The sequence below is a fragment of the Thermogemmatispora aurantia genome, assembly GCF_008974285.1.
In the GTDB taxonomy this organism is placed as follows: Bacteria; Chloroflexota; Ktedonobacteria; order Ktedonobacterales; family Ktedonobacteraceae; genus Thermogemmatispora; species Thermogemmatispora aurantia.
In genome coordinates, this window is sequence record NZ_BKZV01000001.1 from 1,246,820 (window position 1) to 1,259,259 (window position 12,440).

10 protein-coding genes are annotated in these 12,440 nt (G+C 57.7%); 4 read left to right on the forward strand and 6 right to left on the reverse strand.

From position 1 onward, the window contains the following. Positions 1-25: 25 nt before the first annotated feature. Together KTAU_RS04845 and KTAU_RS04850 are read right to left on the reverse strand one after the other, a co-directional pair. Positions 26-1,087: a radical SAM protein gene (locus tag KTAU_RS04845; RefSeq protein ID WP_151727275.1), complete on the reverse strand. Its 1,062-nt coding sequence runs from the start codon at positions 1,085-1,087 to the stop codon at positions 26-28. A gap of 174 nt (positions 1,088-1,261) precedes the next feature. Next, entirely contained in the window at positions 1,262-1,978 is a 717-nt protein-coding gene (locus KTAU_RS04850; protein WP_151727276.1) for a hypothetical protein, read from the reverse strand. A 1,262-nt stretch (positions 1,979-3,240) separates the two neighbouring features. Between KTAU_RS04850 and argG the strand changes: the two genes are divergently transcribed. Genes argG through KTAU_RS04865 form a run of 3 tightly spaced genes read left to right on the forward strand, consistent with a single transcriptional unit; the run spans position 3,241 to position 7,306 of the window. Next, positions 3,241-4,536, forward strand: coding sequence for an argininosuccinate synthase (argG, locus tag KTAU_RS04855; RefSeq protein ID WP_151727277.1), 1,296 nt, complete (start codon positions 3,241-3,243; stop codon positions 4,534-4,536). Positions 4,537-4,539: 3 nt separating this feature from the next. Next, on the forward strand, positions 4,540-5,997 hold the full coding sequence (argH, locus tag KTAU_RS04860) for an argininosuccinate lyase (RefSeq protein WP_151727278.1): 1,458 nt from the start codon (positions 4,540-4,542) through the stop codon (positions 5,995-5,997). Position 5,998: 1 nt separating this feature from the next. Further along, positions 5,999-7,306: an argininosuccinate synthase gene (locus tag KTAU_RS04865; RefSeq protein WP_371875060.1), complete on the forward strand. Its 1,308-nt coding sequence runs from the start codon at positions 5,999-6,001 to the stop codon at positions 7,304-7,306. Positions 7,307-7,444: 138 nt separating this feature from the next. Here KTAU_RS04865 and KTAU_RS04870 read toward each other — a convergent pair whose 3' ends face one another. Then, positions 7,445-8,350, reverse strand: coding sequence for an LLM class flavin-dependent oxidoreductase (locus tag KTAU_RS04870; protein ID WP_151727280.1), 906 nt, complete (start codon positions 8,348-8,350; stop codon positions 7,445-7,447). A gap of 114 nt (positions 8,351-8,464) precedes the next feature. After that, on the reverse strand, positions 8,465-9,376 hold the full coding sequence (locus KTAU_RS04875; protein WP_151727281.1) for an LLM class flavin-dependent oxidoreductase: 912 nt from the start codon (positions 9,374-9,376) through the stop codon (positions 8,465-8,467). Positions 9,377-9,660: 284 nt separating this feature from the next. Between KTAU_RS04875 and KTAU_RS04880 the strand changes: the two genes are divergently transcribed. Further along, positions 9,661-10,239 (forward strand): nitroreductase family protein, encoded by a 579-nt coding sequence (locus KTAU_RS04880; protein ID WP_151727282.1) that lies wholly within the window; start codon positions 9,661-9,663, stop codon positions 10,237-10,239. Positions 10,240-10,539: 300 nt separating this feature from the next. Here KTAU_RS04880 and KTAU_RS04885 read toward each other — a convergent pair whose 3' ends face one another. Both KTAU_RS04885 and KTAU_RS04890 read right to left on the reverse strand, forming a co-directional pair. Further along, entirely contained in the window at positions 10,540-11,313 is a 774-nt protein-coding gene (locus tag KTAU_RS04885; RefSeq protein WP_151727283.1) for an anti-sigma factor, read from the reverse strand. 237 nt (positions 11,314-11,550) lie between these two features. Next, positions 11,551-12,255 (reverse strand): hypothetical protein, encoded by a 705-nt coding sequence (locus KTAU_RS04890; RefSeq protein WP_151727284.1) that lies wholly within the window; start codon positions 12,253-12,255, stop codon positions 11,551-11,553. Positions 12,256-12,440: the final 185 nt, after the last annotated feature.

A 12,440-nucleotide genomic window follows, 5' to 3' on the forward strand; every position in this document is an offset into this window, starting at 1 on the left:
ACACTTCAATTTTACCTTACAAGCACTATGCTTCGTCAGTGGCTAACGTTTGCTGTCCTTGATATTGACGAAGCACGGCTGTATTCAAAGCGTTGCTGGCCATCCCGGCAAGATATAAAGAAACAACCTCATCCTCGACTTCGCGGTAATGCTCCCGAATGACGGTTCTAGCGACCTTGTCCTTGTGTAATCGCAAGCAGGTCTCACACGGATGGGCAGAGTGAACAGGTAGCTCGTAGTCCGGCACATATCGCTTGACAAATTCCAAGATGCGCTCTGGTCCCTCGACGTGTATCCAGATTTTGAGGAAATCATCAGGTGCTTCATCCAACACCTGGCGAATACTTTTTTGTGATACAGATCCCAAGTGAAGATCAGGAATGCGTTCGAGATGCAGACCACAGCAGGCAACTAGGTGCTCGTCTGGTGTTACTGCCAGGACGTTGAGAATGGTCTGGCAGCCGCTCTTGCGATCAGGGTTGAAGCGACTGTGCTCTTCAGGATGAGTGACTGGCGAGATGCCCTCGGCTTCGATCCAGACACTGCGCTGGACGGTCAGGCTTCTGTTGGCGATATACTCGGCCAAAACAGGATGCTCTGTAATGAGTTCGGGTTTGAAATCAGACTCATTGCAAATCTCGATATTGATGAGCGTCGTCAAGCCAGCCTGCACGCAGGCACACGCGGCATTGATCACACGCTGCACGGGAATATACCGCGAATGGAAGGTGCCAGTACTGAAATTGATCTCCTTGAGGCCAGCTTTGACAAGTTTCGCAACCCGCTGTTCTGCTGCTTTGGGCGTAACAGCCCAGTAGCCGTTAGTGACGCAGCGAGTAACGAGACCGTAACCGGAGGCGCGAGAGATTAGCGCGTCGAGCTTATCGCCCAAAAGAAAGCACTCTCCACCAGTAAATGAAATTACACACAGGCTAGGAATTTGTGCAGCCTCGTCGATCAGCTGCTCCATGCGCTCATAACGGAGAGACTTGGTTACATAGGGAGAACACGTAAAACAGCAATGGTCGCACGCCGCTGTGCATTGATGGGTTGTGATAATAGCCAATGAATGTGGACGAATAAACATGTCCGGATCCTCCTTTTCAGCCAGCTTTGCCTCTTTCTCCGAGGCGCTCAGGTGTTTATTTGCTCACCCAATTGCCCTGGTTTTTATGAAGTCACTGCTGTTAGCAAGGACTGTAGTGAGGGTATGAACAAATAAACACCTGACGCACCAGACATTTTCCCTCCTACAGCATTATCAGGATACGGCAGGGGGAACTACAGCCAACACTACAACTGCCAGAGTAGCAACAGCAGCATTTGCATACACGACCGCATTGACAACTGCTCCTGCATTGACAATTCCCCCTGCGTTAGCAGCAATAGCGATATTAGCACCAAGCCAGGGGAAATTGAGGGAGGCAGCTTCCCCTTTGCTGGCTTTCTCTACAGCCTGCTGCAATACCGTAGCCTGGCGGCGATATTCAGGGAATATCTCCTGACCATACTGACAAAGCGTCTTGAAGCCTTCTGGATACTTAGTGTTGATGTACCTGTACAAATCTTGACCAACTCGTTGGACCTCCTCAACAGTTGTTTTGCCGTGGATCATCAGATCGAACTTTTCCACACATACGACCCCCATCTTCAAGAACTCCTGGTCGTCAAGCATGGCGACCAGCTCGCGCGCACCAGCCGGAAGCGATGCGGAGTGGCTTCTAAGACCGGCTCGCAGCTTTGAATCCTCCAAAGCGCTCATAAAAGTTTTGAAACTTCGAGCATTATCTAGTTTGAGCGGCAATATAATATTATTATCATCAGAATAGTCAGCTTGTGCTACTTCATTAGTAGCACTCAATCCACCAGTTCCGATGATAGCAGCGGCACTAATCTTTCCGACAGTTCTGAGCAGCTTACGACGATTCAGCTGACTTTCTGCCATCTTTTGCTCTATTTCATTCTTTTCCTCACTCAAGGTCTTTACCTCCTGATTCTAGAACTAGGACTAAGATTAAATACATCTGATAAAAAGCATAAAGCCAGCTTCCAGCAATCACAAGGGGAAAAGGCGAAGGATTTTTCTTCATGCTTTCTCCCATCTTTTTCTTCGTATGCTCCTGCTAGCGCAGAAGTCATGTGTCCGCCAGGCAGAAACTTGCGCAATCCCGACCGTGCCTGTATAATAGTTCTGGCAGAGTGTTTAGCTTCTGGGAATAGAGGCTGGCATCAAGAGCGAAAACGAGAGCAGGCAGGAGAAGCCTCGGCAAGAGGTAGCGGAGGATGATGACAGCGAAGCGCCTCGCTGGAAGGTGGGTGGGCCGTCTGGGTGTGGGCCTTGCTGACAGAGCCGCAAGCTGCGATCTGGATGAGTATCATTCGTTCCAGCATTGCGCTCCCGAAAGCCGCCAGGAGTCCGCAGCTCGCATAAGCAACCTTCCTCTGCGCGCTGTCTCCTGCGAAATTCTCGTTCCTGGCTTCCAGAGCCGATCTGACAGCAGTTCGCTCCACTTGCCGTGATCTACACTACAACATCAATGCTGAAAAAAGGTATGCCTGCCGGGCAGGCCATTGCTCGCAGGCATCTCTCTTTTTCATCAGCAGGAAGACACCGCGGCGCTACCCCTGGCAGATGAGATGCGCCAGGCAGTCGGGCAAGAAGCCGCGAGAGGCCATCATTCCACCAGGGCAGGTGTTCACGCCGCACAAGCGACAATCGAATACGGGCTTGCTGATAGCTGTCCCGCGTCGAGCGAACGTAGTACAGAGGAAGCGGCCAACAGCGATCCGATGATTGGTGAGAGTTCGGAAGGACACGCCCTCTGGAACGCCTTCGTGAGCGGCTGGCCGAAGAAAGTCCGTGATGCGCCTGAAGTCAGAAGCATCCTGATCTGGGGCAGGGAGGGAAGTGGAAGGGAGCACATCACGGGCAAGTAGGATCAGGTGGGTGGTTCCCACGCAGCACAATAACCGTAAAGAGCGGTCACCGTGCATGCTCCTCACACTGGTGTGAGCGGCATCCAACAGGAGAGAGCTGGTCTTCTCTCTCCGGCGCTAGGCAGCGGCTGGTGACAATAAGGGTGGCACCACGGGTGTAGGTGCAAGCGAGTCCTCAATCTCATCTCGCCTTTGCCTACTCTCGTCCCTTCAGGTTTCCAGGACAGGAAGGGGCGAGGGTTTTTTGATGCCTGCTCGCTCCTTCTCGACACGTTTTCCTTGACCTTGAAGGAGTGTTGCACGATGACAACCAGCAATCAGGAACAGCAAACTAGCAAGCAGAGTGCTCTCGCGGTTGCCCTGCAGAAGATCGAGGCGGTGGAGGTCCCCCAGGGGAAGAGCATCGCCCTGGCTTACTCCGGTGGCCTCGATTCGTCGCTCTGCGTCAAGCTCTCTCAGCTCAAGTACAAGGCGCGAGCCTTGTATGCCATCAACGTTGATGTTGGTCAGGGGCAAGAGGAGATCGATATGGCGGTGCGGCGCGCGGTTCAGCTGGGTATTCAGCCGATTACGATCGATGCCAGGAAGGAATTCACCGAGCAGTGGCTGACAAAAGCCATCCAGGCCAACTCGGACTACAACGGCTATCCCGTCTCGACCTCGATGACGCGCCAGTTGATCGCCGCCAGGGTGGCACAGAAGGCCCTGGAACTGGGCTGCGATGCCCTGATGGAGGGTTCCAGCGGCAAAGGTAACGACCAGTACCGCATGCATAACGTTTTTAGCCTCTTCGCTCCCGGCCTGGCGATCTTTGTGCCGGTGCGTGATTTCGACCTGACGCGCAGCGAGGAGGGGCTGCTGATGGAGCACTACGGCGTTCCGATCGAGGAGATCATTGTCGGCGGCGATGACAAGACGATGTGGTGCCGTTCGATCGCCAGCGGCGGTATCGATTTGGATACCGAGCTGCCCGATTCGATCTGGATGTGGCTGACTCCCCCTCAGAAGGCCCCAGATAAGCCGACGATGATCAAGCTGACCTGGCGCAACGGCTTGCCGGTCGCCCTGGATGGCCATGAGATGCCACTCGATGAGATGATCGAGCAGTTGAATGTGATCGGGGGGGCCAATGGGATCGGCAAGATCGACATCTTCGAGGATGGCATCATGGGCCTTAAGTCCCGCGAGATCTATGAGGCTCCCGCGGCAACTATTCTGCTGAAGGTCCATCGCGATCTAGAGCAGTTCTGTCTGACGAAGGAGGAGATTCAGCTGAAGCGTCCTCTCGATGCTTATTGGGCACGCCTGGTCTATCACGGCGAGTGGTTCCATCCTCTGAAGCAGGCCATCGACGCCTTTATTGCTGAGACTCAGAAGGTGGTGAACGGCGAGTACACGCTCCAGCTCTATAAGGGGAACGTTGATATTGTGGCACGCAAGGCGGAGGGCGGTCTCTTCTTCCCCGATGTGCGCTCTATCAAGAGCGCCAGCTTCAATCAGAAGGAGTGCGCCGCTGTGGCCCATATTCGCGGCCTGCCTTATGAGCTGATCTCGCGCCGCAACAAGAATCTGGGGTTCAGTCCCGTGGGAGGGATCTGATTCATGCCGAAACTCTGGCAGAAAACCTATCGTGTGAATGAGCAGGTCGAGCGTTTCGAGGCGGCGCAGAATAGCGCTCTCGATAGCCGCCTGGTGCGCTACGATGTCTGGGGATCACTGGCACATGCGGCCATGCTCACCAAGATTGGCGTGCTGACGGAGGACGAACACAGGGCCTTGAAAGAGGCCCTGGGCGACATCCTCCACCTGGCCGAAACGGGACAGTTTACGATCACGCCCAGCGATGAGGACGTGCATACGCGTGTCGAGAACTACCTGGCAGAGGTGGCTGGCGCCGCTGGCAAGAAGATCCACATGGCGCGCTCGCGCAATGATCAGGTGCTGGTTGACCTGCGCCTCTATGCCAAGGAGCAGCTGCATGGAATCGCCAATTCCCTGCTGACGCTGGTGGAAACGCTCTGGCGCTTCGCCGGCGCCCATGCCGATGTGCCGATGCCCGGCTATACCCATATGCAGCGGGCCATGCTCTCCTCAGTGGCCCTGTGGGCTGGTGCTTTCGCCGAGGCCCTGCTTGACGATGAGCAGCTGCTGAGCGCCGCCTACAGCCTGAACGACCAGTCGCCGCTCGGTTCCGCCGCCGGCTATGGTGTACCGATTGCCATCGATCGCCAGTATACCGCTGAGCTGCTGGGCTTCGCCCGTGTGCAGCATAATGTGATCTATGTTCAGAATAGCCGCGGCAAAGTAGAGGCGGCCATTGTCCAGGCCCTGGCTCAGGTCATGCTGGACCTGAGTAAGCTGGCTCAGGACATCTTGCTGTTCACAACGGCAGAGTATAATTTCTTCCGCGTACCCCAGGAACTATGTACGGGCAGCAGCATTATGCCACAAAAGCGCAATCTGGGCGTGATGGAGCTGGTACGCGCTCGCACGCAGACGGTGCTGGCTCTTCAGCAGCAGATTCTCGGCATTGTCACCGGTCTTCCTTCTGGCTACAATATGGACTATCAGGAGACTAAGCGCCCCTTTATGGAAGCGCTGGATGTGGTACGTGAGTGTCTGGAGATCTGCACGCTAGTGGTGGGGTCGCTGGAGGTGAATGTCGACCGCCTGGTCGCCGCCTGCACCTTCGAACTCTTCGCTACCGATCGCGCCTACGAGCTGACGCGCACCGCCAACCTGCCATTTCGCGATGCTTATCGGATTGTGGGAGCTGAGGTAACAGCTCAGCTCGACCGTCATGAGCCTCTGCCAACGGAGAGCCGCGAGCAGCTGGTCGAGCGCCTCAAGAAGCGCAATCACCTGGGCGGAGCCGGTAATCTCGGTCTGGAACAAGTGGTCCAGCGGCTGGCCACCGCCCGGGCGGCCTGGCAGGAACGCACTGCCACTTTTGAAAGAGCGATCCGGCGCCTGATAGACCCAGGACAGAATGACCAGGGCGGTCAGAGCAGCCCCACGTCGGCGCCGGATGGGATTCAGTCTGAGCATGGGAGGGCTTAAGCTGATGGCTACTGCGGTTCTCGCCTATTCCGGCGGTCTGGATACCTCTGTGGCAATCCGCTGGATTAAGGAGAAATATGATCTGGATGTGATCGCGCTGACAATCGACGTCGGCAACGATCGCGATCTGCAAAGTATTGCCCGCCGCGCGGAACAGATTGGGGCCGTGAAGGCGATTGTGGTGGACGCGCGGGCCGACTTTGTGCGCTACTTTGTCTGGCCTGCCCTGCAGGCCGGCGCAATTTATGAGGGCCAGTATCCGCTGGCAACTGCTCTGGCCCGTCCATTAATTGCTCGCCTGCTGGTAGAGGTAGCCCGCGCCGAGGGTGCAGTTGCCGTGGCTCATGGCTGTACTGGTAAGGGCAACGACCAGGTGCGTTTCGATGTCTCGATCGCGACGCTGGCTCCCGATCTGAAGATCATCGCCCCCGTACGGGAGTGGAGCATGACGCGCGACAGCGAGATCGCCTACGCCGCCGAGCACAATATTCCCATTCCGGTGACGAACGCCAGCCCCTACTCGATCGATCAGAATCTCTGGGGCCGCAGCATCGAGTGCGGGGCCCTGGAAGATCCCTGGCAGGAGCCGCCAGAGGATGTCTATGCCTGGACAACCAGCCCCTGGCTCTTCGGACGTCCGGGCGGTCCGCCCATCCCCGAGCCAACCTATATCGAGGTGACCTTTGAGCGTGGCATCCCGGTGGCCCTCAACGGCGAGGAGGTCGATGGGGTGACCTTGATCGAGACACTCAATCCTTTGGCCGGCAAGTACGGGATCGGGCGCATCGACCATGTCGAGAATCGCCTGGTGGGCATTAAGTCGCGCGAGATCTACGAGGCTCCCGCCGCGGTGGTTCTGCATGCCGCACATAAGGCTCTAGAGAGCCTGACGCTCAGCCGCGACCAGCTGCGCTTCAAGGAGTTGGTTGCTGCCGAATATGCGCGCCTGATCTACAACGGGCAGTGGTACAGCGCCCTGCATCAGGACCTGGCGGCCTACGTGCAGAGCACGCAGCGCTTTGTGAGCGGCAAGGTGCGCGTGAAGTTGGCACCGGGCCAGTTTGCAGTGGTCGGACGCCAGTCCGAGCATTCGCTCTATAGCCACAGCCTGGCGACCTACGATACGGGCGATCAGTTCGATCATAACGCCGCTGTGGGCTTTATTAAGCTGTGGGGCCTCCCACTGCAGACACAGGCCCAGGCCCAGCTTCTTCCCTCGCTTGGGATCGAGGGGAACCTGCTGAAAGGAGTGGAGGGCAACCTGCTGGAGAAAGGACCTGCTCCTTCTTCCTCAGAAGGACAGGGCTGAGTTTACGCAGAGAGCCAGCCGGCCCGGCGCGGCCAGCAATGCCCTTTAGCTATTGCTGGCCGCCTGCCCTGGTTCTTTCTAGCGCTGGCTGCTGGCTCCTTGCCCCGGCTGCCACAACCTTTCTACGAGAGGAGCACGCTAGGGAGTACTGAGGGCCGCGCGAACGCCAGGGATCACCTCGGCAGCGAAGCGCTGGATCTGAGGTAGACGGTCCTCCAGAGGCCAGTAGATAAAGGTATCCATCCCCACTTCGCGCACCAGGCGCGTCAGCTCTGTAATCCAGTCCTGGACGCCGCCGCGGAAGGTGCCGCGCTCCCAGCCAGGGCCGCTATCGGTGATCTGGCCGACGATATTGTAGATACGCCGAATAGCTCGCGGCGGGCGCCCTGCCTGCTGAGCAGCTTCGTCGATCTGACGCTGCATGGCAGGCAGCTGCTCGGGGGCCGCGTAGGTGCTGCTGGGAATCCAGCCATCGGCCAGACGTCCAGTCAGGCGTAGCATGCGCGGACGATAGGCCCCCAGCCAGATGCCGATCGAATGGGCCGGACGCGGACCGGGGCGCGCTCCCTGGGCACTGTAGTAGCGTCCTTGAAAGTGAAGGCTGCGCTCTCCGCTCCAGAAGCGGCGTATGAGCTGCATTGCTTCCTCCAGGGCCGCAACCGCTTCGCCAGCGCTGCGCCGTGGTCCCCCCATAGCGACGATGCCTTCGGCGAAAGCGCCAGCTCCCAGTCCCAGCTCAAGACGGCCGCCGCTGAGGACGTCAAGGGTGGCCACCGCTTTAGCCAGCATCAGCGGGGGACGCAGCGGCAGATTGGCGACGTTGGGGAAGAAGCGCACGCGCTGTGTGGCCTGCGCTAGCACGGCAATGAGCGTCCAGGTGTCAAGGAAGCCCGCATTGTACGGATGATCCTGAACACCGATGAGGTCAAAGCCGGCTTCTTCCACGGCGCGCGCGAGTTCCACGGGCCTGCGAGGATCGTCCGCGGTAGGATCAACATTTGCCCCAAAGAGGATAGGGGGACGCTCGCTCTTGGGCGTTTCCATAAACCTCGCTCCTCACACACTCATTCATTCACTTGTTTGCTTGCTCGTTCGCCGATCGCTCAACCAACGAGCATCATCAGAGTCCTATCACAGGGCCGTTGTCGGCGGTGACGCTCAGGCGGCTCCGGCACCTGGACGGAAGCGTGGTAACACCTGACGCGCGAGCAGTTCGACGGTTTGCAGATCCTCTAGCTCCCAGCTTCCCAGCATAAAGGTGGTGATGCCCAGGTCGACGTAGGCCTGGATCTGCTCCGCAATTTGGTCCGGAGTACCCAGCAGCCCCCGACCTTGCAGTCTGGCCGCCTCTTGCGGAGATGGGACACAGATGCAGCGCCCGAACCAGCTCCGCTCGATCTGGCTAGGATCTCGCCCGAGCTGCTGACAGGCACGCTCGAAGGTCGTGAGCCGTTCGCGATAGGCTTCTGGCTTGACCCAGGCAGCATTCCAGCCATCAGCATAGCGGGCCACAATGTGGAGCAGGCGCGGACCAAGACCACCGACAATGACAGGCGGCACCGGTTCCGGTTTTGGCTCACAATAGGCGCTGTGGACCCGATAATGGCGCCCCTCAACGGTCGCTTGTTCCTCGCTCCAGAGCGCTTTGACAATCTGAAGGGTCTCTTCAAGCTGCTCAAGGCGGATTCGTGGCTCGGGGAAAGGATAGTTGTAGGCTCGATACTCTTCCTCATGCCAGCCTGCGCCGATACCGAGCAGGAAACGCCCCCCACTGAGATACTGCAAGGTAGCACCCATCTTGGCCAGCAGAGCCGGATTGCGAAAAGATTGGCAGAGGACCATGTGACCAATGCGATACTGTGGGTAAAGTGCGGCAATATAGGTCAGCGCTGTCCAACCCTCTAGCACAGGCGACTGTCCAAACTGCAGATGATCGGTGAACCACAGAGAGTCGATCTGTTCGCCCACCAGCGCAATCTGCTCTCGCGTGATTTCCAGAAAACGGCTTGGCTCCATGCCGCGCGTCGGTCCGGCATTGAGAACCCAGCCAAAGTGTACTGTTGTCATCATGGCTCGCTTTCGCCTTTACCTTTACCGTTTGCCTCCATTGTATCCCTCGAGCAGAACCATGACAAGGCAGCCCTGGCGACAGCTATAGCGTATCTCCCAGGCCGACTATCAGACTATCAGACAGGCAGAGGATCAGGCGGACAGACAGAGAGGCAATCAGAGAAAGAGAGCCGCCACAGCCCGTGAAGCCGCCTGAGAGCGAAAGTCCTCCTTGAGTAACAGGGCCGCATAGGGTATAGTATACGGAACATCATCATGGCACTTCATAAGGGTGAACATCGACAATGCTGGTGTTTGAAACAATCCGCCGACGGCGCAGCATCAGCAAGATGAGTGAGCGCCGTCCGACACGGGCCCAGATTGAGCGCATGCTGGAGGCGGCCACACACGCCCCCAATCACCATAGAGTCGAACCCTGGAAATTCATCATCTTTAGCGGCGCTGCCCGCCAGGAGTTGGGCGAGGCAATGGCTCAGGCCCTGGCTCTACGCCTGAGCCGGAGCCAGGATGAAAAGGTCCGGGCCTTGATCGAGAAGGAGCGTCAGAAGCCCTTGCGCGCCCCAGTGGTCATTGTGGTAGCTGCCGAGGCTCCTCAGCGTCCCGAGGTACGTGCCATTGAAAACATCGAGGCGGTGGCCGCCGCCGTTCAGAACATGCTGCTGACCGCCGAGGAGCAGGGCCTGGCCACGATGTGGCGCACTGGCGAAGCGGCCTATGATCCACAGGTCAAAGCCTGGCTCGGCCTGGCTCCCGAAGATGAGATTGTGGCCTTTCTCTATGTCGGCTACCCGGCTCTTTCGCCACCTGCGCGGATTCCAACCGATTATCGGAACAAGACACACTGGCTGGGCGATCTGGAGTAGGAGCGTGATTCAGCCCCAACGGGAAGGCCAGCCGCAAAGAGAGCACCCTGGAATCACTGCGCTTTCTCAAGAAAAGCCATAAACAAGATATTACTCTTTTTATCCTAAAAGCATATATTACATACTCGACGGCGCCGGTTGGAACCAGGGGAGAGGCCGCCGACCTGACGCTGGCTCGGCCTCTCCCAGGGCCAGTGGTCCCTCACGCTTACCAGGCGATCCGGTGGTCCTTAGTCCGTCCCAGGTCCGGCGCCCTTGCTTTGCGTTCGTCACCTCTCGCCGGCCCAGCGAGCTTTAGCTTCAGCTCATTCCGTAGCCATCGATTTGTAACTCCTCAATCACCAGGTCCCGCTCGCACAGGCGCAAGAGCAGTGTATAGCATCCCGGAGACACGGCGGGGAAGGTCAGCGTTCCCCGACTGTCGATCTCGGCTGACAGCCGAGGCAGATCAGCGTTGGTCACGGATCGCCTGGCTTGTTTCCCTGGCGGCGTCTTTAGCGGCTGTAGCTCTGCTTGCCGACCGGCGAAAGCTGACACATCCAGCGCAGCATTGGCGCAGCTGAGCAGACCGTACAGCACGTAACGCCCTGGAGTGGAAGACAAGATATGTAGTGCCAGCTCAAACTCTTCACCGTGGTAGTACCGCGGCCATGTTGCTGATGGGCACCTATCACACAACACCAGCCGAGCCTGACGCCTGGTGTGAGGCGCTGCCAGGCGAGAGAAAGAAGGAGCTGACGTCGCGGGTACCAGCGGATCAGCCATGAAGCGCCTGGTAATAGCCACTTCTTCGGCACAGAGCGGGCACTCTTGCACGTGAGCCGCAATCTGACGCTGGTCCTCCACACTGAGGAGGCCAGCACAGTAGAAGCTGAGGCGCAGGCCATCAGGGCATTGACTACGATAGAGTTGCGCCAGCAAGTGACGATAGAGCGCCTGAAACTGCATAAGGCGCCGTTGGCAAATCATGCATGCGCGTAAGTGTCGCACCACTTCGGGGGCCAGGCCCTCGTCGCCGAAGGCCAGTATGGCCAGCTCCTCAGTCCCAGGGGCAAACTGATCTTTGCAATCCATCGTTTGTTTCCTTCACCTGGCAGCATGGCATGCAACGATGCCTAAACGCAGGCTGGTTCTTCCTCCTTCTGAGGATACTCCTTTCGCTAAATCAACGTTTCAGGTGCGGCTTTTTACACACGGCGTTCTTCTGCTTCTCTCCAGCTTCCTCCTCTCCTGTCGCACCACTTAGTCCTCGGAGTAATAAACCCCATCCTGCTATGCTACGCCAGGTCAGGCCACTGCCCAGAAGGACGGCTAATGCACGCTGAGCCGCCAACGTAGCTGATCAGCATGACGAATGAGGCGCTCCACAATATTACGCCTTAAGCGGTAAACCTCCTGGACACTGTGGAATTCCTGTGAGCAGTAGCGGACAACCTCACGTGGCTTCAGGCCGCAATGGAAGAGCAGATAGGCGAGATACCGCTCTCGCCGTTGAGGCAGCAGACTCTTGAGTATCTCCCAAAGCTCGCCACCATCATCTCTGTCCTCGCTCACTGGTGCTCCTTCGTAGCCCGGCACAGAGAGAGAAGCCTCGCGCGGTCGGGCGTACATACGCAAAGTGTCCATGATAGCCCCGTTGAGGCTCGCCCGCAGATAGCTCAGGGCCGCCGCCAGGGAAGTAAACTGAAGGTCTTGCTTGAAGGCTGTCGCCTGCCAGAACCGCTCAAAAGCCTGGGCAATATAGTTCTCTTCGCTATCCAGACGCATGGCAATCTCTCGCTTAGGATGTCGGCGCATCCAACAGCGGACAAGATCAGAGAACTGGTCTTGAAGCAGCGCCCAGGCCTGTTGATCACCTTCCAGAATGGCGCGCTGGAAGATCTCCAGTCCATAGCACTCTTCCTCGTGCCTTTGCTCGGCTGCTCTCTCGTCCATCGCTTCGGCTCCCCCGGCTTCAACCTCGGTCGGCAGGGCCAGCTCCAGGACACTTGAGAATTGTTCAGTCTGCATGCCCATCGCTCTCAACCTGCTTTCTTCCTTCAATGCCTTCGCTTACACGGAGATAGTCTTGTTCGTCCGCTTGTTGGCAGGACCCTAAGACATCCATATTCAGGTAGACGCTAGTGACAGGCTGATCTCCAATTTTTCATTCGTATGAGTCCAGATTATGTGTTTATAACGACAGATCTCCCGCCGCCCAC

What these genes read in the sequence shown, in the direction of transcription:
- KTAU_RS04845 (WP_151727275.1), bottom strand. Translation starts at nt 1,087, where the DNA reads ATGTTTATTCGTCCACATTCATTGGCTATTATCACAACCCATCAATGC.
- argG (WP_151727277.1), top strand. Translation starts at nt 3,241, where the DNA reads ATGACAACCAGCAATCAGGAACAGCAAACTAGCAAGCAGAGTGCTCTC.
- argH (WP_151727278.1), top strand. Translation starts at nt 4,540, where the DNA reads ATGCCGAAACTCTGGCAGAAAACCTATCGTGTGAATGAGCAGGTCGAG.
- KTAU_RS04870 (WP_151727280.1), bottom strand. Translation starts at nt 8,350, where the DNA reads ATGGAAACGCCCAAGAGCGAGCGTCCCCCTATCCTCTTTGGGGCAAAT.
- KTAU_RS04875 (WP_151727281.1), bottom strand. Translation starts at nt 9,376, where the DNA reads ATGATGACAACAGTACACTTTGGCTGGGTTCTCAATGCCGGACCGACG.
- KTAU_RS04880 (WP_151727282.1), top strand. Translation starts at nt 9,661, where the DNA reads ATGCTGGTGTTTGAAACAATCCGCCGACGGCGCAGCATCAGCAAGATG.
- KTAU_RS04885 (WP_151727283.1), bottom strand. Translation starts at nt 11,313, where the DNA reads ATGGATTGCAAAGATCAGTTTGCCCCTGGGACTGAGGAGCTGGCCATA.
- KTAU_RS04890 (WP_151727284.1), bottom strand. Translation starts at nt 12,255, where the DNA reads ATGGGCATGCAGACTGAACAATTCTCAAGTGTCCTGGAGCTGGCCCTG.